A 20,422-nucleotide genomic window follows, 5' to 3' on the forward strand; every position below is an offset into this window, starting at 1 on the left:
AATGAGAGCAATTACCCTTACAGAGTACCAAACGCTTGAGAAAGCGGAAGCTCAGGTTTTAGACGATGAAGATCAAAGCAAACGGCTTGGTGCTGAATGCTTTGATCAATTGCTGGAAAAGCTGACGGGCAACGTAAACAATGCTTTAGAACAGCGATTTTTTAAAGTCATACCTAGCAAAACCACACGAGGTTTTGCCATTCAGGCGAATAATTACGTTGGCTTTTATAAAATAAGCGATAGATCTGCTTTAGAAATATTACCGAAGGTTTATTCAGAAACAGATTTATCTCTTGAGGAGCAGCGGCGGTTATTATTAAAGATGTTGGCCGCAATTTATCATCTTAATGTTACGAATATTGAAAATGTTAATTTAGGTCAAATGGCAAATGTACCTTTATTAGAGATTTTCATCACGTTATTTTTGAATCAGGTAGAGTATCTCTGTAATCGTGGGTTAAGAGCAGATTATCAGGATATTGAAGAGAATGAGCCATTCTTGCGCGGTAGGTTGTTAATAAAAGATAACCTTAGATTAAACATGTTTAATCATGCTCGTTTTTATTGTAAGTATCAGATTTTTTCAGAGAATCGCCCAGAAAATCGTTTATTACTTAGTGCTCTATTAAAAGTAAGTGCGCTTAGTTCAAGTCAAGAAAATATCCGGTTATCAGCAAAATTGTTACCTAATTTTTCTCAGGTTGCTGAAAGCACGAATTTTTATCATGATATGCAGCAGTGGCAAAGGGGCCCAGAAATGGCTGCTTACCAACAATTAGAAAGTTGGTGTCAACTGCTGTTAAATTGTCATCCAACGCTTAGCTCAGGTGAACTATCAGCAAATAGCATTATGTTCCCAATGGAACGGTTATTTGAAGCTTACGTGCAAGCGACTTTCAAACGAACATTTAATGTTGATGCACATCGGGTTTTTGATAACTCAGAACTTACAAACACGACCACCTATTTGGCTAGCTGGCAAAATAACGAGCGACCATTAGACGAAAATTGCGATGTGTTTGTTTTGAAACCCGATATTCTTGTTAAAAACGAGGAGCAAACGGTTATGATCCTGGATGCAAAGTGGAAACTGCTTGATGAAAATGAGCGACGGCTAAATATAAAGGAATCTGATGTTTATCAAATGCTTGCTTACGCTTATGCTTTTAAGCCCATTTCAGGTAATTTATGTTTGATTTTCCCTAAATTTGAACGCTTTCAGCAGCCAGTTATGTTTAAATTTAACAATTCTGCAGATCAACCTGAATACCGTGTTAGGGTGATCCCATTTGATTTAGCAACAGATGAGTTTATTGGAATTACAGATTGGCGAGAACTTGTGGCGCTTGATCACTAGTTTATTATACTTATTAAAGTAGGCCCATATTTAACCTTAGCTTGGTAATACGGGCCTCTTTAAAAAAATTAATTTTTCACATCAATTACTGCGTTTAAAAACTGGCATCTGACCATTCAAACACTCAGTGTCTCTTACCATGTGACACAATAATTTTTCATTACTGGTTTGGTCAAAGATCTGCAAACTCTGAATTGTGTTGTTTGATTGTTGCATTCTTAATTCGAGACTTTCTGGTTCATACGAGTAAAGTGATACTGTTTCAGTGCCATGAATTAGCTCAAATTGTAAGGCAAATTGCTCTGTTTCAAAGGTTTGCCATATTTCGTATTTAACTTGCTGATCTTCACTTACCGAGCCTATAACGGTTCCTTGTAACTTAACGTCTTCAAATTGCTGACTAAATTCAATTTGCGTGGGTATCTCAATGCCATCGATGATCATAAACTCTGCATCATGCAGTTCAATATCATACTGTTTCAAGAATTCCGAAATTAACTTGGCGTAGTCTTTTACTGGAAGACCGTGTAAAGAAGGTGAACGATCAGTAGTTACAGAATCGATAGTAGTCATATTGGTACCCCTCGCTGTTAATTGATGGATATCTTAATATGTCAATGCGACAGTATGTGTCGCACTATTGGCAAATTGTTCGTTATCTAAAAATTTTTTGCAACGCAGTGGCGGTTTAAGGTGAGTTACCTCATAAACCATACGGCTAAGCTTTTAATTAGTTATCATGTTTAAAATTCTTTTCTCTTGGTACCTGAGGGGAATCAAGCTCTACGTTCTGCCAGGCTCGTCGTAGTTCTTCTTCAAATTTTTCTTTAAAACTTAGTGGGCCTAACACTTTTAAGTATGGTGAACGGGCAAATAACCACTGGATCATATCCAGGTTGTAGGGCACGGTTACGTTAAGTTTGCTATAAAGCGGATCTTCGCCATGCTGTGTTAAAACTTGATCAGCGCCAATAGGGGCATCCTCTATTTCTCTTCGCACTGAATCAAAAATAATGGCTTCTAACTTAAAAGGCGGGCCATAAGTCATAGTCAGTGAGCCGCTACGAGACAATTCATTGATATTGAAGTCTTTAGTTTCTGGCGTAGCAGTGATTAACTGCTTTACCTTGTAGATCCTGCTAAAGGGAAACTGGCGCACACTATTTTTTTGCAAAGGCCGCAACAGCAAATAAGCGACATTTCCCCGGTAGTGAATACCCAAAGCCGTACCGCTTATTATAGATTCATTACCAACATGCGAGGTACGGTAGGTAATTTCAACGACTTCTTGGTTGAGTGCACATTCGGTTAAATGTTTGGCGATTTCTGGTTTTACTTTAGCGGGGGGTAACATAAAACTTGCCGGTGAAACCGTAACACATTTTACCCATTTAGCTTGTACGGATTGGCTTTGCTCTAGTTGTGAAATGGCTTGTTTAAATATAGGGTCAACTTTTTCAACGATATCCGCAGGTACATTCATCTTTATCTGTTGGTAGGATAGGGCAAGTGCCATGGCGACATCTGGGCTATAAGCAAAAGGGTTTTTAAACATTTTGTAGTCGATAGCCCAAATACTGGGTTTGCCCTTAGTAACGCCTTTGTTTTTGTGGTAAACACCAAAGCTGTCTTCCATATCACGAAGGTTTCGTTGCAAAGTCCGTTTTGTAACTGTTCTAATTTCTAGTGTTTGCAGATAAGCCTCAATCTCCGAGATGGTTTTAGCCCCCTCTTGCAAGTAATGATAAATATATAGCTGCCGGCGCAGCGTATCAGGTGAATCACCACGTTTATTGGTTGCAGTTTTTTTGATATCTTCAGAGTCGTTTTTAGCCATATCTGCATCTGACATACTTTGGCTTCCTGAGTTTTGGCTTTACGCATTTTCTTTAAGCTGATTTATTCAAACAGCAACCAACACGGCAGAGTTTAGCAGATGGTGCGTCAAATTGTGACGCACTATCTTTCATATTGGCTTTAGGCAAAGCGGGGTTAATGTTTATTAATAGTTTGTCATTTCATGTTGCCCTTACTTTGAAGGCATAAGACTTGAAGCTCGGGAAATTGGGATTAAAAAATCTGGGCATGATTTTCAGCATCTTTATATTCGTTACGCACTTGCCGATATCGAAATAGAAACGTATTTCGGAGGTGTAATCTCCTGTGAAAGCTGGAGCATGGAATTTGATCAATAAAACATTAGAAATGGCAGAGCTACGTAAGGCTGTTCTTACTAAAATGCGTTGGGCTTACATCAGCACACTAAATTGGATATAGTCTTATATATAAACAAAAGGAGCCTTGTTGTCGATGAGTAATATTCAAACTAATTTAATTGCCCAATTTAAAAAAATTGGATTTTCGTCTCCAGTGTTTACGCTGGCTGAGCTGCGAAGCTTATTCGAAAAAAATGGTGTCTGGATTATTAATGGCCAAGAATATGATTCTAAGCATGTAAGAACAATTTTCGCGAATTGCTCCGTAGGGCCTGGCAGCAGAATAGGTGAAAGTGTTAAAAGAGGGCAGTACCCATTATTCTTCAAACACCCAGGCAAGGGTGCATATTCGTTCTATGACAAATCAGTCTCTTCTGACGACTGATACAATTCGCTACTTGCTTAGTAATTTAAAAGGATAACCTAATAGGCATACTGAATTGTCTGGGTATAATGTACTTATAAACCAGTTTTGAGTTTTTCATAATTCCTGAATGGTTTTGTCACAAACCCGCACAACCAGAATTTTACGCTTTTCAATCCCCTCAGCAAGCAACTAACTAATTTCCATAGTAAATAAACCCTCTAGTGCCAAAGTGCTTAAGCATAATTAACGTCTATTAAGATCGATTTTTGTCACAGTTTTTTGTGACGAGCGTTTGTGCAGAGGTAAATTACCTAAAGGTCATTTATTAGATTTTTTCGGTACAAGAATTCTGAAAAATTTATGGGTTGGTAATCGAAGTTGTCACAGATTCGTCACAGGGTAGGGGATTTAGGAACAAAAATTTTCCCTTAAAAAGGGAATTTTATATGATTCAATAGGTTAAGTAGGTGTGTAAAGTGGTTGCGGGAGCCGGATTTGAACCGACGACCTTCGGGTTATGAGCCCGACGAGCTACCAGGCTGCTCCATCCCGCGTCCGTATATTACCCTTGAGCAGTGAAGGTAATAGTTTGATTTGCAAGACGTTAATTGATGACCTTTGGTATAACTTGGTCACAATTGGTTGCGGGAGCCGGATTTGAACCGACGACCTTCGGGTTATGAGCCCGACGAGCTACCAGGCTGCTCCATCCCGCGTCCGTCATTGCGGGGCGCATCTTAGTGTTTTTAAGGTTGGCATGCAAGGGTTAATTTGTAATTTTATTACCGTTCGGACATAAAGTAGCCAGTGTGCGGTTTAAAACAGCATTGTGCGGGAAATTGCAGCGTTAAAGTCTGTTTATATGGCTAAATACGCATTTGCAATGTGAAATACTTTTACCTCATTTTCCTACTTTTATTTCAGGTGTGAATTCTGCTGCGGGGGCTAATAAAGTTGCCGCACCCAAAAGCCCAATTCTGCTATACTAGGCGCAATTTTCTTATAAGGTTTGCTGCAATGCTGGAATTTTGGGCTTTAACGTCGAAGGGCGTGGAAGAGCTATTAGCTGATGAGATCCGCTCTTATCAGGGTGAAGTGCTTAAAGTGTCGATGGGTGTGGTACGTTTTAAGGCCGATGTGAAAACGGCTTATACCCTTTGTTTATGGTCGCGGTTGGCAACGCGCATTATGCGGTTGATTCAATCAGAGCCGGTAACGGCTGAATCGGATATCTATCAAATCGCCAGTAAAATCGACTGGGGTCAGTTAATGTCGGTGCGTCAAACGCTAGCCGTTGATTGTGTGGGTAAGCACCCGAAAATCGATAATACCCAGTTTGGTGGTATGCGCTTAAAAGATGCCATTGTCGATCAGTTTCGCGAAGAAACCGGCCAACGGCCTGATGTCGATCGCTTAACCCCCGATGTGCGCTTTCAGGTGCGCTTGGATAAACTGCATTTCCACTTCTTATTAGACTTCTCTGGCCCATCCTTGCACCAGCGCGGTTATCGCAGCGGGCAGGGTGATGCGCCCTTAAAAGAGCATTTAGCCGCCGCTTTATTAAAGCGCTCTGGCTGGGTGCCGGGTACACCGCTATTTGATCCCTTCTGCGGTAGCGGTACCATCTTAATTGAAGCGGCGCAGCAAAGCTTAAATATGGCACCGGGTTTAGCGCGCGAGAGTTTTGCGTTTGAACGTACGCCGGGGCATCGCGCAGCGATATGGCAGCAATTAGTGGCGGAGGCCAAAGCTGCGCAAATCGCTCCTGACGATTTAGCACTGGGTAATACCGTGCAATTTTGGGGTAGCGATACTGACGAGCGTAGTTTAAGTAAAGCGCGGCAAAATGCCGCACGTGCTGGCGTTGCTAACCTAATTAACTTTGATTACGGCGATGCCACCGCTTTAAAGCATAAAGTGTGCGACGCCAACGGCGTTATTGTCACCAACCCGCCATACGGCGAACGTTTGGGCGATTTACCCTCACTTATTCCGCTATACAGCAAGTTTGCGCTGTCGTTAAAGCAGCTCTATCAAGGCTGGCGCTTAGCTATTATTACCTCGAATAGCGATTTACTGCGAGCGCTGCGTTTATCAAAAAGCAAAGCTTATAAATTTAGCAATGGCCCGCTCGATTGTGAGTTCACCTTATTTGATTTAACCGAAAAGCAGGTGCAGGTCAGCAATAATGCGCCGTCACTGTTTTTTAGTGAAAGTAGCTCCTTTGGTAATCGACTGGCGAAAAACCTGAAGCAATTACAAAAATGGGCCAAGCGTGAAGGCTTAAATTGCTATCGGTTATACGATGCCGATATCCCTGAATATAACGTAGCAGTGGATTGGTATGACGGCGAAGTCGTGGTGCATGAGTACGCCGCGCCCTCTACTGTTGATGAACAAGTGTCGCAAAAGCGCTTATTTGATGTGGTAAACCAAGTGCCTACGGTGCTGGGTATTAGCCCAGATAAGATGATTTTAAAGGTGCGCGAAAAGCAAAAGGGCACCAATCAGTATCAGGCACTGGCTAAAGCTGGCCAATACAAAGAAGTGTCGGAGTATGGTGCTAAGTTTTGGGTAAACCTGCGCGATTACTTAGATACTGGCCTGTTTTTAGATCATCGTATTACCCGGCATTTAATTCAGCAACAAGCCAAAGACAAGCGGGTATTAAACCTGTTTGCCTATACCGGTACTGCCTCGGTACATGCTGCACTGGGTGGTGCGCAAAGCGTAACGACGGTTGATATGTCGAATACTTATCTGGATTGGGCCAAACGTAACTTTATGTTAAATGGCTTAAACAGTAAGCAATACCAGTTTGAACAAGCCGATTGCTTGCAGTGGCTGGCGCGTAACCGCAATCTATTTGATTTGATCTTTGTCGATCCACCTACCTTTTCTAACTCGAAACGGATGGAAGATAGCTGGGATGTGCAGCGCGATCACGTCAATATGCTAAATATGCTAATTAGTAAAATGGCACCGGGCGCGAAGGTGATTTTCTCGAACAATAAGCGCCGTTTCAAACTTGATAGCGCTGCGCTTACGGAAGCTGGCTGGCAGATTAAAGATATCTCGGCTGCCACCTTGCCAGAAGACTTTAAACGTAACCCGCATATCCATGTCTGTTTTGAGTTAACCCGGCCATGAGTCGTTACACCCTTTACAGTACTTGGGGCTGCCATTTATGCGAAAACGCTGCGGCCTTAGTTAAGGCCACTGGTGTGGCAGGCGAGTTACAGATTGTGGATATTGTTGATGACGCGCAGGCCTTAGCGCGTTTTCGGGTGCATATTCCGGTGCTTGCCTGCACTGATGCCCAAGGGGCAGAACAGTTATTATATTGGCCGTTTGATGCCACCTCGTTGCAGCAGTGGCTGGATCAGCATACAAAGGATACAAAGTAGTGGAGTTATTACGTTTTCAGCAGGCGAGTTTAGCCTTTGGTACCCATCCCGTATTAGATCATGTCGATTTTAGCTTGTTTAGCGGCGAGCGCGTGTGTTTAGTCGGCCGCAATGGTGCCGGTAAATCGACCTTTTTAAAATTGTTGACCGGTCAGCAAAATTTAGATGATGGCCAAATTGTAATGACAAATGGCGTGGTATTAAGTCGCTTAGAGCAAGATCCGCCAGCAAAAATGGATGTGAAAATTGCCGACTTTATTCGCGAAGGCGCCGGTGATTTAGCGGAAAAGCTGCAACAGTTCTACACCTTATCCGAAAATCTAGAAGGGGCGGGTGATGCCGAGTACCGCTTATTTGAGCGCCTGCAAAGCGAACTGGATGCGCGCGATGGTTGGGGATTAGAGTCTCGTGTGCAAATGCTCTGTGAGCAATTTGCGATGGATGGCAATAACTCTTTAGCCACCTTATCGGGTGGTTGGCTGCGTAAAGCGGCACTGGCCCGTGCGTTAATTGCCAAGCCGGATATTTTATTACTGGATGAGCCAACCAACCACTTAGATGTAGCCGCTATTAATTGGTTAGAGCAATTTTTATTAAGCTTTAACGGTGCCATTATTTTTATCTCGCACGATAGGGCCTTTATCCGTGCCTTAGCCACCCGCATTATCGATTTAGATCGCGGCCAGCTGACCTCGCATCCTGGTAATTATCAGGAATATCTGGATCGCAAACAAAAGATCTTAGAAGACGAGCAGCAGCACAATGCCCTGTTTGATAAAAAGTTGGCCGATGAAGAAGTATGGATCCGCCAGGGCATTAAAGCGCGCCGCACTCGTAACGAAGGGCGGGTTCGGGCTCTTAAAGCTTTACGGCAAGAACGCGCCGCGCGGGTAGAAGTGCTCGGCAAGGTCGATTTTAATATCGAACAAGCCGCTCGCTCCGGTAAGCTGGTTTTTGAAACGAAAAACCTAAGCCATGCGTTTGGCGGTGTGCCTATTCTGCAAAACCTCGATTTGCTGGTGATGCGTGGCGATCGAATAGCCTTGGTTGGGCCGAACGGCGTCGGTAAATCAACGCTGATTAAGCTATTACTCGGCGATTATCAGCAAGACAGTGGTGAGATTAAGCGCGGCACCAATATTGAAGTCGCTTATTTTGATCAGCATCGTATGGCGCTGGATTTAAACGCCACCGTGCAAGATAACGTGGCCGATGGTAAGCAAGAGATCACCCAAAATGGCAATACGCGCCATGTATTAAGTTATTTACAAGACTTTTTATTTCCGCCACTGCGCGCCCGTACCCCGGTTCGCGCTTTATCGGGTGGTGAGAAAAATCGCCTGCTATTAGCCAAATTATTTGCTAAACCGAGTAATTTGCTGATCCTCGATGAGCCTACCAACGATTTAGATGTTGAAACCTTAGAGCTTTTAGAAGATATTCTGCAGCAGTATCAAGGCACCGTGTTGTTGGTTAGCCACGATCGGGAATTTGTGAATAATACCGTTACTAGCTCTTTATTGTTTGCCGGTAATGCGAAAATTGTTGAGATCACCGGTGGTTATGATGAAGTGGTGGCTTGGCAACAGCGGCAAAATGCTGCAACTTCATTAAAAAGCGGCAGTAAAACCGAGCCGGATAGCGCTCAAGCAACGAAAATTGCAGAAAGTGCGCCTGAGGCTTCTGTTAATAGCACTAAGAAGTTATCATACAAAGAAAAGCGTGAGCTGGAACAGCTACCTGCGTTAATTGAAGAGCTAGATACGGCGCTTAGCGCCTTGCAAGAAGAAGTAAACAGTGCCGACTTTTTTAAAAGTTCGGCAGAGTTCACGCAGCAACGGTTGAACCTATTACAAGAAACCGAGTCGAAGCTGGCGCAGGCGTATCAGCGCTGGGAAGAATTAGAAGCTGCAATTTCGTAAATTTTTAGGGGCCATGCATGAAATTATCACCGATCAGCCTAGCAGTATTGCCGTTGCTGACAGTTTTTACGGCAAATGCCGCGGTGTATCAGATCGTTGAATTAGATCTCACCAACCAAGTTCAAACCACCAGTGGTGTGGGTAGCACGCTGCAGGGTGATGTAGTAGCGAACGGAAATGTGTTCTATGACTTTGAAATTGATTTATCAGAAATTGATTTTGATAGTGCTGCCATCAAAGCAATTTTAACGGAAGAGCAAATAGCTAATGCCAAAAATGGTGTGTTAGATGCTACCGTAACCGGTATTTTAGTTAATTATTTAGCGGTCAATGCAGGTTTGCAATTCCAACCCGTTGGACGGCTGCGGGTACTGCTAAAAACACAAAATGGCGCTACTGAACGTATTGTGTTTAGAGACACAGCTAATACCAAAGGCAATAATGAATTTGCTTATGATGTCAATAATCTGGGTAAAATTGTTGGGGTTGCATCAGCACCTTCATCTAAAGAGACATTCATTCCAACAATTGTTCCTGTTGAAGGGCAGCCTGAGCCGGAAGTGCCAGTCATCCCTCAGCCAGTGACAGTGTGGGTACCTGAGCCAGGATACATGTTAGGTTATGTAGCAGATGGTAACCAAAGTCTATTATTGCCTCCGGCGTTTACTGGTCTCGGTGGTGGTATGTCTGCCGCGCAGGCAATTAATAACAACAATAAAATTGTTGGCTTTACTTCCACTGGTGTGAGTGATGCACTGTCGCAAACGGTTACTACCACCTGTAATGGTAATCTTGCACCTGCTCAATTTTGTTTAAACGGTGAAATGGCCAGACGTAGCTTAAATTTAAATGTGTTACTTAGCCAAGTGCAGAGTTTCCAAACCGTCAATATCAATAATCCTGGCTATGCAGAGCGTGCAGCTGTGTGGCAACTGAATAACGACGGCTCGGTTATGCTGAGTTCCACCTTAGGCTTCTTAGGTGAAAAGGGCACCGGTGAAGTAGCGCCGGCCTCTGAAGATTACGCAGCGCCATTTTACTACAGTCGAGCGAATGATATTAATGATAGCGATATTGCCGTTGGGCATTCTCTGTACAGTGATGTCGAGCGTAAATTTAGTATCTTCGATGGTTTTGGTAATGAAACCAGGTTAATTTATGCCGCGCCTCATGCTACGGTTTTTAACGCTGGCAATGTAACCGGTTTTATTGATAGTAAAGAATGGTTAGCCAGTGTTGCCACTAACATCAATAATCAAAATACGGTTGTTGGTTATGCGCTAAAAAATATTGAAGGTGCCGTGCGTTCTCGTATGTTCACTTATGATCTAAACGCTAATAGTGTTAAATTCCCGACGGGTTTCTTTAATACCTCTAGTACGGAGCCCAAAGCGATTAATAACCGTGGTCAGGTTGTAGGACGTGCCGAAATCTTGGTTGGCGGCACAATCAGCAGACGTTTCCATGCGTTTTTATACGACACCACCACAGAGCAATTTCAAGACCTTAACGAACTGGTTGGTTGCGATGCGCCCATGTTGGTTGAGGCGAACCATATAAATGAAGATGGTGAGATTTTAGCAACAGCATTGATTAATCGTCCTTTATTAGGTGCGACAGGTGAAGTGCAACGTGCTGAAGATGGCACTGTGATACAGCAAGTGCAGGCCACTGCTGTTAAGCTTCGTCCAATACCTAATGGTCAACCAGAAAACTGTAACGCCTCTGAAACGACTTTTGAGCGTAAGAGCGGAACCTTTTCTCTGTTTTGGTTAACTTTATTAGGTGCTTTACCTTTATTACGTCGCCGTAAAGCAAAGTAAATCAAGTTAGTACCTTTTTTAAAGCTGCTTCGGCAGCTTTTTTTCGTCAAATACCGTTAATTTAATACCGAATTTTATTAAATTTGGCATTTTTATAATATTTTCATCTAAAAGAATTTTGCAATTAAACTGCAACAAAGTCATGTTGTTATAAAATGTCAAGATCTATATCTACTCAAATATGTTTGAACCTTTCAGACTTCTTAGCTATCTATTAAGGGTAGCGTTGTGAATTCTTGCCACTTCGTTACTTATTCACTTATTTTAGTTGAGGAAGACTGCCGTATGAAAAGACAAAAACGTGATCGTCTGGAACGTGCTCATGCTCAAGGTTATCGTGCTGGTGTGACCGGCCGTTCAAAAGAAATTTGCCCTTATCAGAATTTAGATGCTCGCTCAGAATGGCTTGGTGGTTGGCGAGCCGCCATGGAAGACCGCAATATTGGTCTCTTTAATAAAGGCACCTGACATCAGGTTTTGTTACAGGAAGAAGCCCCGTTTTACGGGGCTTTATGCTTTTAGTTGTCGAATCATCGGGAAAGTTAAAAGCTAGAGGTATCTTGAAATAAACCTACTTTTAAGTCTGTTGCTGCATAAATTTCACGGCCGTCAACACTGACAATACCATCAGCAATACCCATAAAAAGTTTACGTTTGATAACCCGTTTCATATTGATGGTATAAGTGACCTTTTTCGCCGTAGGTAAGACTTGACCAGTAAATTTTACTTCGCCCACGCCCAGCGCTCGACCTTTGCCTGGACCGCCGGCCCAACCTAAGAAAAAGCCGACTAACTGCCACATGGCATCTAAGCCTAAACAACCTGGCATAACCGGATCGCCTTTAAAGTGACAGGCAAAAAACCACAGATCAGGGTTAATATCTAATTCAGCAATAATTTGGCCTTTACCAAATTCACCACCTTCCTCTGAGATGTGCAGGATACGGTCCATCATTAACATGTTGTCAGAGGGGAGTTGGCTGTTGCCTGGGCCAAAGAGTTCACCATTAGCGCACGCAATCAAATCTTCTTTTGTAAAGCTATTCTTAGTCATGTATGTTTATCCAATAAAAATGCTGCGTCAGCTTAGCGAACAGCTGTACGCTAGACAAGTCCGATTTGTGTAAGATGCAACATTTTTTATGCAATTTATGTTGTTAACTGGTCATACCGGTACCGGAGACGGTCTGAGTGGTGTGGATAAGTGGTGAGATGATGGATAAGAATCAGGCGTTAACGAATGCTGAAAAGCAACGCCGCTATCGTGAGCGGCAAAAAGACTCGGGTAAAAAAGAGTTACGAGGTTATCTCACACCAGAGGCATTGCAGTGTTATGAAGAGATTGTGCAAAAAACGCAGTGGAATGACAGTACGCTGTTAAGCAATGCTATTCGCTTGATGTACGCGGCCCATAAGTTGGGGCAGGTGGGTATTCTCAATAGTTGGCTGAATGAACATAAGCGCTGAAGGATGACGCCATCTTGCTTCAAAGGTATAATGCTCAGCTAAATTCGCTTAGCGTTTAATTCAGGAAGGCGTCATGATTTTATTTGTACGGGATCTTACCGTCATCGATTTTTCTTATTTACATCAGCAGCGCGGCATCTTGGGTGAAAGCTTTATTGTCGATGTTGAATTGCAAGGCGAGCTTGATGATACCGCCATGGTTTTTGACTTCGGCAAAGTGAAAAAGGTGATTAAGCAGGCTATTGATAATTTGGTTGATCACAAATTAGCCATTGCTGCAGATTGTGCTCTGCTAAGCCACAGTGTTGAGCAACAAATACAAAAAGTAACTTATCGCAGTGCTCGCGGTACAGTGCAGCTGGCATGTCCAGCGGAGGCTTATGCCTTTATTCCCGGTACAGAGATTAACGAACTGACCGTGGCGCGTTTTTTAGAGCAACAAATTAAACCGCTATTGCCAGCCAATGTTGAAAAACTTAGCTTACAGCTAAGAGCTGAGGCAATTAACGGTTTTTATTATCATTATAGCCATGGTCTGAAAAAGCATGATGGGAATTGCCAACGCATTGCTCATGGCCATCGATCTACCATTCAAATTTATGCTAACGGTATGTTGGCGCCTCGCCTTAATAAAAACTGGTGTGAACGCTGGGAAGATATTTATCTTGGTACAGCCAGTGATTTAGTCACTAGCGACGCACTGCAGTATTTAACGCCTGCCGCGGATGATTTTAGTTTCCGTTACCAAGCTGCTCAAGGCTGGTTTGAGCTGTGTATCCCGAAGCACCATTGTGAGATCGTGCCCTGTGACACCACGGTAGAGTGTTTGGCCGATTATATCGCCAGTCAGTTAAAACAGGCTGATAGTAGTAACCAATATAAGGTAGTAGCTTATGAAGGTGTGGGTAAAGGCGCTATTGCTTTTAGTTAGCAGTGGCTTTGCAAATGCTACAGAAGTGGTACTTGAGGGTAAACTGACCCAAGGCAGCTTGCTACGTGGTCAAGCGCCGGAAGGGGCGCAGGTTTGGTTTAATGACACTCCACTTAAAGTCGCTTCTGATGGTCGTTTTGTGTTTGGGATAGGCCGCGATGCAGAACTTAGGCATCAGTTAACAGTTGCCTTTGCGGGAAGTAAAACATCGATACCGCTGGTATTTAGCCGTCGAGAGTATGATATCCAGAGCATCACAGGCGTAGCGCAAAAATATGTAGAACCGCCAGCAAGTGTAACGGCGCGTATTGCTAACGATAATCGCATCGTGCGCCAAGCACGCACTGTCGTCAGTGATCATTCCGCGATTTTTGCAACGCCAGTTCGGCCAGCAGAAGGTCGGATTAGCGGGGTGTACGGTAGCCAACGGATTTTTAACGGTCAACCACGTAATCCGCATTTTGGTTTAGATATCGCTGCGCCAGTTGGGGCTAAGGTTATTGCTGCCTGGGATGGCAAAGTGCTGCTGGCTGAAGATTTATATTTCTCTGGTTTAACCTTAATTATCGATCACGGCCATGGTGTCACTTCAACCTATATGCATTTAAACCGGTTTGCCGTTAAGGTTGGCGATGAGGTGAGGCAAGGGCAGCATATAGCCGATGTCGGGGCAACAGGTCGCGTGACAGGTCCACATTTAGATTGGCGTATTAACTGGTTGCAAGAGCGGTTGGATCCGCAATTACTTTTGCCGGAGTTTGCCACCATACCAGAGCAGCGCTTTCCTCTGCAGTAATAAAGTCGTTATACTAATGCTTCAACATCAGGCCAAGTTATGCTGCATAACTTGGCCTGAACTATTATACCGTTTGTGGTTTAATCCGCCGTATTTAGCCAGCGGTTAAGCCTGTTTTGATTGCTCACTCTTAGCATCGCCACATTGGCCGGTGCGGTATCTAGCGTCAAACTCAGTGTCAGTAAACGATCTTTCCGGAAAATCACTAAAGGCTGCACTGAATACAGGGGTAATCGTCTTAATAGCTGCGGCAAACTGCTTTCGGTAATTTTAAACCCCGCCAGTGCCAACAGCTGATCCCCTGCCATGAGCCCAGCTTTTTGGCCAGCTGAGCCATGATACAATTGGTGCACCAACAAAGCCGAACCCTGAGGCTTTAGACTACAGCCTAAGGCGGCGGGAGGGATTTTATCATTGCTACCACAGATATCATCAAACTGCTGTGGGATGCGCCAATCTAAACTCAGCCCCAGCGAAGGCAAGATGCTTTCCAGTGGCAGTCGGCGTGCTTGGTTAACCCATTGCCTTAATTGCTCTGCGATTTGAGGTAACTGCCACTTGTCTAAGAGATTAAAAATACTGTCATCCGCGGTGCCGGTATCTAAATACTCTTGGTAGAGGGTGCGGCACAGCAACGCTAAGTCATATCCGTGTTGTCTTAACTGAGCATCTAGCAATAACGCCACTAAAGCGCCTTTGGCATAGTAACTCACCACGCTATTAACAGCGTTCTCGTCTTGCAAGTAAAACTTAGTCCAAGCCGTAAAGCTACTGTCTGTAAGGCTTTGCACCTGCTCAGACGGGTTACGTGTTACTCTAGTAATCAGCTTTTCTAGCTGCGTTAAGTACTGTTGCTGGCTAATTAAGCCCGCTTGCACCAAGGCTAAATCATCAAAATAAGAGGTAAAACCTTCATAAATCCATAACTGTTGACTGTATTGTTCTTGTGCCAATTGGTAAGGGTGAAAACAACTGGGCTTTAGGCGTTTTACCCACCAAGTGTGAAAATACTCGTGGCTAAATAAACCTAATAAGGTGTGATAAGCCTCATCTTGCTGCTCAAGTGCGGGGACGGGTAAATCAAAACGGTTACATAGTAACAAGGTGCTAAACTGATGCTCTAGTCCGCCGTAGCCGCTCTCGGTAACCCAGAGTAAAAACCAGTATTGATCTAAATCCTCTGGTAAGCCACCAAACACATCACGTTGAGCTTGGCAAAGTGTTTTCACATCGCGTAATAGTCGTGCTTCGTCAAACAGGTTTTGACCTGAGACTGCGATATAGTGTGGCACGCCATCCAGATCGAACTGTTGTAAAGTAAACACGCCCAGCATAAGCGGGCTATCGATAAGGTGTTGATAGTTTGTTGCTTGATAAATAGCGTCAAGACTTAAAGGTTCACCCTGTATTCGTGGTAACGCGGTCGCGACACGCCAGTATTTGGTTACGCGTTTCACGTCCGGGTTATCAAAGTGGAGAGTTAATTGGTGAGCGTGCTCTTTTAGTGTTTCTACTTCTAAGCATAAACAGGCTGGATTTAAAACGGCCACTTCATCATCTACAAAGGCAGCTCGAACAGACAAATCATTGGCATAGACCTGATATTCCACAGTCACTGGCTCACCATTACACTGTAACTGCCAACGTTGTTTATCCAGCTGCTGTAGCATGAGTACGCCATTTTTGTCATAGGCATGAATTTGCATAATATGCCGAGCAAAGTTACGAATCATATAACTGCCAGGGATCCAAGCTGGCAATTGTAATAGATGAACCGCGTGAGTTGGTTGAAAACGCATGGTAACTAACAGCGTTTTTGAACTGAGATCAGCTAGTGTAAGCTGATAATGCACTCCAGACATAGTTATTCTCCAAGAAAGCAAAATAGTGCTAAAGACCGCATAGCGATTTACTCGACTGCCAGTCTTACCAGCGACACTGTCTGTTGCATTATCAGCGTGAAACGCTGCCGCTGGTGGTATTTTCGGTATATAATACGGCTTGTAAGTTTATTTAGGTAGCATCATGTCAAACGAAGCATTAATCAGTAAGCGAATCGAATACGCGGTTACTCGCGTTACCAAAACGGTTTTTCCTGGTAGGACCAATCATCACAATACGTTATTCGGTGGCGAAGCCTTGGCTTGGATGGATGAAGCCGCTTTTATTGCTGCCACGCGGTTTTGTCGCAAGCCTTTGGTCACCGTTTGTTCTGATCGGGTGGATTTTAAAGAGTCGATTCCTGCCGGTACGATTTTAGAGTTAGTGGCCAGAGTCGCTCATGTAGGCCGCACCAGTATCAAAGTGCAAGTTGATATCTTTGTAGAACATATGTATGACGATAATCAGCATAAAGCCATATCGGGAAGTTTTACCTTTGTAGCGCTTGATGAAAATAGAAAACCGACACCTGTATTAGGTTAGGATCTTGAATAACTGGCCCGACCTTGTTATTTTGCAGTAGGTTTGCAAACAATAATAATAAGGGTGTGTTATGAAATCAGCCGAGCAGTGGTTTAGTGAATATGCAGTAAGCCACCAAAATCCAACCAACAAATTAATTCATTGGTTTGCCGTTCCGACCATTTATGCCACAGTCATAGGGTTGCTGTGGCAAATTCCGATGCCTATCGCCGGTTTTGCAGAGCAAGGCATTAACTGGGCATTATTGTTACTAGTACCTGCCTTGTTATTTTACTTTTTATTGTCATTTAGTCTTGGTCTAGGCATGACCATTTTTTCTGCCGCGGTGGTGTCGTTAATGCGGGTACTGGAGAAACAACAAGTTATCGATATTTGGCTTTTGTCTTTATTGGTTTTCATCGTGATGTGGGTATTTCAGTTTGTTGGCCACAAAATTGAAGGTAAAAAGCCGTCATTTTTTCAAGATCTGGCCTTTTTATTGATTGGTCCGGCTTGGTTGCTTGGTTTTGTTTTAAAGCGTTTACATATTAAGTATTAATCACTTATACCAAAAACCACATCATATCCAGTGCAGTGCTAAAGATTGCGATTAATGTCTGGCTAAATAAGGCAGGTTGTCGAGGTTTTTAGCACGCATGTCGTTATACTATCCACACTTGTTTTGCGTTAAACGGCATTAAATTTGAACAAACTTTTCGAAGATAGAAATCGGCAATTTTGGATCCTACATACCCTAGGATGGCTTGGCTTTGCTATTGTCAATTATCTTAGCTCTTTGATGCTGGATACCCGAGATGCTTTTTTAATCGTTATTAGCTTAGATGCTTACATGGGATGGTTGTTAACCATTCCATTGCGCTATTTTTATCGAAAAGTCTGGTTTTGGGAACCTTGGAAACTGGTGTTCTCAGTGTTAGTTGTGGCCTTGCTGATCGCCATGCTATGGACAGTGGTGCGTAATTTCAATTACTGGGAAATTTATCGCCACGGCTATCGCCCTTCGGATTGGTTATTCTACATTAGAGATACACCAGCCGCTTTCTATGTCATGCTGAGTTGGAGCGGGCTGTACTTTGGGATTAAGTACTATCAAACACTGCAGCTAGAAAAGCAAAAACTGCTAACAGCAACCAACAAAGCGCATGAAGCGCAGTTAAAAATGTTACGTTATCAGCTTAACCCCCATTTCTTGTTTAATACGCTCAATGCTATTTCGACTTTGGTGTTGATCAATGATAATGATACCGCTAACAAAATGGTTAGCCGTTTGAGTGATTTTTTACGCTATTCCTTGTACAAAGATCCTATTAACAAAGTCTTGTTAGAGCAGGAAATTTACGCCGCTCGACTGTATTTAGAAATTGAAAAAGTACGCTTTTCTGAGCGATTATCCATCCATATCGAGTTAGCGCCAGGCTCAGAGAAAGCCTTAGTACCCAGTCTGATTTTACAACCCTTGATTGAAAACGCTATTAAATATGCGGTTGCGAGTCAGGTTAATGGTGGGGAAATTACCATCAAAGCCAAAATTTTTGGTCATGATTTATTGCTAGAAGTAGCAGATAATGGGCCTGGTATGCCACTAGTTGATGGTATTACGAAAACAGCAGATAATACCGATAGTGGGGTTGGGCTGGTAAATACACGTGAACGCTTAGCGGCCTTGTACGATACTGATTTTGCTTTAGTGCTAACGCAGAATGAACCAAGGGGCGTAAAAGTGAATATAAGATTGCCCTTACAACTAGAAAAAACGGAATCCGAACATGCTTAATGTCATAGTGGTAGACGATGAACCTCTAGCCCGTAAAGGCATGCTGGTAAGATTAGCTGCGTTTACAGAGTTAAACGTTATTGCGGAATGTGCCAATGGCCCAGATGCGATAGCCGCTATTACCGAACATCATCCAGATCTGGTTTTTCTAGACGTCGAAATGCCGGGAATGGATGGTTTTGCGGTATTAAAACAGTTACAACAGCAAGCTATTAAATTACCCTACATCGTATTTGTTACTGCTTATGATCAATATGCTTTTCATGCCTATGAGGTAAATGCCGTAGATTATGTGTTAAAGCCCGTGGAAGCTGAGCGTTTAAAAGCCGCAGTGGAAAAAGTGTTAACTTATCATGCTGCTTCAGATAATCAAAAACACAAAGATCAGTTAGCCAAAGCGGTGGCTCATTTAACCGGCGATCAAACCGATATCATTTTACAGCGGTTGGATAAAGCCGAACCGGTGGTCAGTAGCCGTTTTCCGGAAGCCATCAGTATCAAAGACAGTGGTGAAATAACACGTGTGCCTGTTGCAGAAATCGATTGGGTTGATGCCGCCGGTGACTACATGTGTATTCATACCCGAGATGGTCAAACACACATTTTGCGCCGCACTATGAAAGAGCTTGAAGCTGAACTTGATCCGCGACTGTTTGTGCGGGTGCATCGCTCAGCTATTGTGAACGTGCATACCATTGCTAAACTGCAAATGCTGAGTAATGGTGAGCACCAGCTTGTACTCACCAATGGCCAGTCAGTGAAAGTTAGCCGCAGTTACAAAGATCGCGTAAAACAGGTCTTCAGCCACTAGCTACTGCCAACTTGTTGTTGCCAGCGTACTAAAAAGGGATCTATAGCTTTGGTGCGCTCAGCGGTTTTTGCCAGCGGATAAAGGCTAACCGCACCATTGATCTCACCGGCCATCTGCAAATGCTCACCTTGCAACAGTTGCTCTACCGCAAAGGCACCAAGCTTAGTGGCTAAAATGCGGTCTGCGCCCACTGGACTGCCACCACGCTGAATATGGCCTAGAATACAAGCCCGACATTCTATGCCAATAGCCTGTGTTAGTGCATCCGCTAAGGCGGTGGTGCCGCCAGGGTAACTATTTTCGGCAACAACAATTAAATAGCTTGTCTTGCCTCTTAATAATTGCGCATGCTGGATTGGCGTAATGATTGATTTCAAATCACTTGCCGTTAATTGCGCCATCTCCGGACAGATGATTTGCTCGGCTCCAGCGGCAATACCGGCTGACAGCGCAATAAAGCCGCTATGTCGTCCCATCAACTCAACTAGGAATATCCGCTCAAACGCATCTGCCGTATCACGGATCTTATCAATAGCATCCAAAGCGGTATCAATAGCAGTGGCATAGCCAATAGTATGATCTGTGCCATCGACATCATTATCAATAGTTCCTGGCACACCAATGATTTGGCCAGCAAAATGTTTAGCAATTTCTAAGGCCCCACGAAAGCTGCCATCGCCACCAATCACAATGAGCGCATCGATATTCAGTTGCTGTAAGGTCGCGGCAGCAATTTGGGGGCCCTCAACTGTTTGTAGCGCAGGGCAGCGCGCACTTTTTAAAATAGTGCCGCCGCGTTGAATAATATTGTCGACATGATGCGGTAATAAGGTTTTATAGTCTTGTTCTAATAAACCCCTGTAGCCATGTTTAAAGCCAATTACCTCGATATTATAGCTTGCAGCGGTAAGTTGTATTGCCCGGATTGCGGCGTTCATCCCCGGCGCATCACCACCAGAGGTTAAAACACCAATACGTTTTATCCTTGTCATAGCCAAGTCTCCTGTTATCTGCATATCAGTATAAGCCGAATTCGTTAAGTGACTTTGATTTATCGCAATTTTAGAGAAATGGCGCGACAGCACTTAGTCTTTTAGGCGACAATAGCACTGATGACGCTCTGTCA

General features: G+C 43.6%; 19 protein-coding genes and 2 tRNA genes. 14 read left to right on the forward strand and 7 right to left on the reverse strand.

From position 1 onward, the window contains the following. The first annotated feature begins 1 nt into the window (after position 1). Entirely contained in the window at positions 2-1,357 is a 1,356-nt protein-coding gene (locus tag ACO1PK_RS14910; protein ID WP_423186395.1) for an McrC family protein, read from the forward strand. 81 nt (positions 1,358-1,438) lie between these two features. Here the strand turns inward: ACO1PK_RS14910 and ACO1PK_RS14915 are convergent, their stop codons facing one another. Both ACO1PK_RS14915 and ACO1PK_RS14920 read right to left on the reverse strand, forming a co-directional pair. Then, a complete protein-coding gene (locus ACO1PK_RS14915) occupies positions 1,439-1,930 on the reverse strand; it encodes a hypothetical protein (protein WP_423186396.1) in 492 nt (163 codons plus the stop codon). Between the two features lie 157 nt (positions 1,931-2,087). Continuing rightward, positions 2,088-3,209, reverse strand: coding sequence for a helix-turn-helix transcriptional regulator (locus ACO1PK_RS14920; protein WP_423186397.1), 1,122 nt, complete (start codon positions 3,207-3,209; stop codon positions 2,088-2,090). Between the two features lie 458 nt (positions 3,210-3,667). Between ACO1PK_RS14920 and ACO1PK_RS14925 the strand changes: the two genes are divergently transcribed. After that, positions 3,668-3,958: a hypothetical protein gene (locus ACO1PK_RS14925; RefSeq protein ID WP_423186398.1), complete on the forward strand. Its 291-nt coding sequence runs from the start codon at positions 3,668-3,670 to the stop codon at positions 3,956-3,958. Positions 3,959-4,417: 459 nt separating this feature from the next. Here the strand turns inward: ACO1PK_RS14925 and ACO1PK_RS14930 are convergent. Together ACO1PK_RS14930 and ACO1PK_RS14935 are read right to left on the reverse strand one after the other, a co-directional pair. After that, positions 4,418-4,494: transfer RNA gene (locus ACO1PK_RS14930), tRNA-Met, on the reverse strand. A gap of 85 nt (positions 4,495-4,579) precedes the next feature. Further along, positions 4,580-4,656: transfer RNA gene (locus ACO1PK_RS14935), tRNA-Met, on the reverse strand. Between the two features lie 301 nt (positions 4,657-4,957). On the opposite strand from ACO1PK_RS14935, the gene rlmKL reads away from it, so the two are divergent. From rlmKL to rmf, 5 genes are all read left to right on the forward strand, one after another. Next, entirely contained in the window at positions 4,958-7,090 is a 2,133-nt protein-coding gene (gene rlmKL / locus ACO1PK_RS14940; protein WP_423186399.1) for a bifunctional 23S rRNA (guanine(2069)-N(7))-methyltransferase RlmK/23S rRNA (guanine(2445)-N(2))-methyltransferase RlmL, read from the forward strand. Then, complete coding sequence (locus ACO1PK_RS14945; protein WP_423186400.1) at positions 7,087-7,347, forward strand: glutaredoxin family protein; 261 nt, start codon at positions 7,087-7,089, stop codon at positions 7,345-7,347. The genes rlmKL and ACO1PK_RS14945 overlap by 4 nt, the downstream gene beginning before the upstream one ends. Continuing rightward, the gene (gene uup / locus ACO1PK_RS14950; RefSeq protein ID WP_423186401.1) at positions 7,347-9,269 is read left to right on the forward strand and encodes an ATP-binding cassette ATPase Uup; all 1,923 of its coding nucleotides are present in this window, start codon (positions 7,347-7,349) and stop codon (positions 9,267-9,269) included. The genes ACO1PK_RS14945 and uup overlap by 1 nt, the downstream gene beginning before the upstream one ends. Positions 9,270-9,286: 17 nt before the next feature. After that, entirely contained in the window at positions 9,287-11,092 is a 1,806-nt protein-coding gene (locus ACO1PK_RS14955; protein ID WP_423186402.1) for a DUF3466 family protein, read from the forward strand. Positions 11,093-11,377: 285 nt separating this feature from the next. Continuing rightward, positions 11,378-11,560: a ribosome modulation factor gene (gene rmf, locus ACO1PK_RS14960; RefSeq protein ID WP_189433662.1), complete on the forward strand. Its 183-nt coding sequence runs from the start codon at positions 11,378-11,380 to the stop codon at positions 11,558-11,560. 74 nt (positions 11,561-11,634) lie between these two features. Here the strand turns inward: rmf and fabA are convergent, their stop codons facing one another. After that, positions 11,635-12,147, reverse strand: a complete 513-nt coding sequence (gene fabA / locus ACO1PK_RS14965) for a 3-hydroxyacyl-[acyl-carrier-protein] dehydratase FabA (RefSeq protein WP_423186403.1) — start codon at positions 12,145-12,147, stop codon at positions 11,635-11,637. A 161-nt stretch (positions 12,148-12,308) separates the two neighbouring features. On the opposite strand from fabA, the gene ACO1PK_RS14970 reads away from it, so the two are divergent. The 3 genes from ACO1PK_RS14970 (at position 12,309) to ACO1PK_RS14980 (ending at position 14,287) form a co-directional block, all read left to right on the forward strand. After that, positions 12,309-12,560, forward strand: coding sequence for a hypothetical protein (locus ACO1PK_RS14970; RefSeq protein ID WP_423188230.1), 252 nt, complete (start codon positions 12,309-12,311; stop codon positions 12,558-12,560). A 73-nt stretch (positions 12,561-12,633) separates the two neighbouring features. After that, entirely contained in the window at positions 12,634-13,491 is an 858-nt protein-coding gene (locus ACO1PK_RS14975) for a 6-pyruvoyl trahydropterin synthase family protein (protein ID WP_423186404.1), read from the forward strand. Further along, the gene (locus ACO1PK_RS14980) at positions 13,454-14,287 is read left to right on the forward strand and encodes a M23 family metallopeptidase (protein WP_423186405.1); all 834 of its coding nucleotides are present in this window, start codon (positions 13,454-13,456) and stop codon (positions 14,285-14,287) included. The genes ACO1PK_RS14975 and ACO1PK_RS14980 overlap by 38 nt, the downstream gene beginning before the upstream one ends. An 80-nt stretch (positions 14,288-14,367) precedes the next feature. Here ACO1PK_RS14980 and ACO1PK_RS14985 read toward each other — a convergent pair whose 3' ends face one another. Next, positions 14,368-16,149 (reverse strand): M61 family metallopeptidase, encoded by a 1,782-nt coding sequence (locus ACO1PK_RS14985; RefSeq protein WP_423186406.1) that lies wholly within the window; start codon positions 16,147-16,149, stop codon positions 14,368-14,370. Between the two features lie 163 nt (positions 16,150-16,312). Between ACO1PK_RS14985 and ACO1PK_RS14990 the strand changes: the two genes are divergently transcribed. From ACO1PK_RS14990 to ACO1PK_RS15005, 4 genes are all read left to right on the forward strand, one after another. Continuing rightward, on the forward strand, positions 16,313-16,711 hold the full coding sequence (locus ACO1PK_RS14990; RefSeq protein ID WP_423186407.1) for an acyl-CoA thioesterase: 399 nt from the start codon (positions 16,313-16,315) through the stop codon (positions 16,709-16,711). A gap of 70 nt (positions 16,712-16,781) precedes the next feature. Further along, complete coding sequence (locus tag ACO1PK_RS14995; protein ID WP_423186408.1) at positions 16,782-17,249, forward strand: DUF962 domain-containing protein; 468 nt, start codon at positions 16,782-16,784, stop codon at positions 17,247-17,249. A 144-nt stretch (positions 17,250-17,393) separates the two neighbouring features. Next, complete coding sequence (locus tag ACO1PK_RS15000; RefSeq protein ID WP_423186409.1) at positions 17,394-18,485, forward strand: sensor histidine kinase; 1,092 nt, start codon at positions 17,394-17,396, stop codon at positions 18,483-18,485. Then, positions 18,478-19,296 carry a LytR/AlgR family response regulator transcription factor gene (locus tag ACO1PK_RS15005; protein ID WP_423186410.1) on the forward strand — a complete coding sequence of 273 codons (819 nt, stop codon included), beginning with the start codon at positions 18,478-18,480 and terminating at the stop codon, positions 19,294-19,296. Before ACO1PK_RS15000 ends, ACO1PK_RS15005 begins: the two co-directional genes overlap by 8 nt. On the opposite strand, the gene ACO1PK_RS15010 is transcribed toward ACO1PK_RS15005, so the two are convergent. After that, complete coding sequence (locus ACO1PK_RS15010) at positions 19,293-20,288, reverse strand: ATP-dependent 6-phosphofructokinase (protein ID WP_423186411.1); 996 nt, start codon at positions 20,286-20,288, stop codon at positions 19,293-19,295. The genes ACO1PK_RS15005 and ACO1PK_RS15010 overlap by 4 nt on opposite strands. Positions 20,289-20,422: the final 134 nt, after the last annotated feature.

Origin of the sequence: Alishewanella sp. d11 (assembly GCF_049390205.1) — a bacterium.
Taxonomy (GTDB): domain Bacteria; phylum Pseudomonadota; class Gammaproteobacteria; order Enterobacterales; family Alteromonadaceae; genus Alishewanella.

Excerpts from the sequence above, each read along its gene's own strand:
- ACO1PK_RS14910 (WP_423186395.1), top strand. The coding sequence starts at position 2 with ATGAGAGCAATTACCCTTACAGAGTACCAAACGCTTGAGAAAGCGGAA.
- ACO1PK_RS14915 (WP_423186396.1), bottom strand. The coding sequence starts at position 1,930 with ATGACTACTATCGATTCTGTAACTACTGATCGTTCACCTTCTTTACAC.
- ACO1PK_RS14920 (WP_423186397.1), bottom strand. The coding sequence starts at position 3,209 with ATGTCAGATGCAGATATGGCTAAAAACGACTCTGAAGATATCAAAAAA.
- ACO1PK_RS14925 (WP_423186398.1), top strand. The coding sequence starts at position 3,668 with ATGAGTAATATTCAAACTAATTTAATTGCCCAATTTAAAAAAATTGGA.
- rlmKL (WP_423186399.1), top strand. The coding sequence starts at position 4,958 with ATGCTGGAATTTTGGGCTTTAACGTCGAAGGGCGTGGAAGAGCTATTA.
- ACO1PK_RS14945 (WP_423186400.1), top strand. The coding sequence starts at position 7,087 with ATGAGTCGTTACACCCTTTACAGTACTTGGGGCTGCCATTTATGCGAA.
- ACO1PK_RS14955 (WP_423186402.1), top strand. The coding sequence starts at position 9,287 with ATGAAATTATCACCGATCAGCCTAGCAGTATTGCCGTTGCTGACAGTT.
- rmf (WP_189433662.1), top strand. The coding sequence starts at position 11,378 with ATGAAAAGACAAAAACGTGATCGTCTGGAACGTGCTCATGCTCAAGGT.
- fabA (WP_423186403.1), bottom strand. The coding sequence starts at position 12,147 with ATGACTAAGAATAGCTTTACAAAAGAAGATTTGATTGCGTGCGCTAAT.
- ACO1PK_RS14970 (WP_423188230.1), top strand. The coding sequence starts at position 12,309 with ATGGATAAGAATCAGGCGTTAACGAATGCTGAAAAGCAACGCCGCTAT.
- ACO1PK_RS14975 (WP_423186404.1), top strand. The coding sequence starts at position 12,634 with ATGATTTTATTTGTACGGGATCTTACCGTCATCGATTTTTCTTATTTA.
- ACO1PK_RS14980 (WP_423186405.1), top strand. The coding sequence starts at position 13,454 with ATGAAGGTGTGGGTAAAGGCGCTATTGCTTTTAGTTAGCAGTGGCTTT.
- ACO1PK_RS14985 (WP_423186406.1), bottom strand. The coding sequence starts at position 16,149 with ATGTCTGGAGTGCATTATCAGCTTACACTAGCTGATCTCAGTTCAAAA.
- ACO1PK_RS14990 (WP_423186407.1), top strand. The coding sequence starts at position 16,313 with ATGTCAAACGAAGCATTAATCAGTAAGCGAATCGAATACGCGGTTACT.
- ACO1PK_RS14995 (WP_423186408.1), top strand. The coding sequence starts at position 16,782 with ATGAAATCAGCCGAGCAGTGGTTTAGTGAATATGCAGTAAGCCACCAA.
- ACO1PK_RS15005 (WP_423186410.1), top strand. The coding sequence starts at position 18,478 with ATGCTTAATGTCATAGTGGTAGACGATGAACCTCTAGCCCGTAAAGGC.
- ACO1PK_RS15010 (WP_423186411.1), bottom strand. The coding sequence starts at position 20,288 with ATGACAAGGATAAAACGTATTGGTGTTTTAACCTCTGGTGGTGATGCG.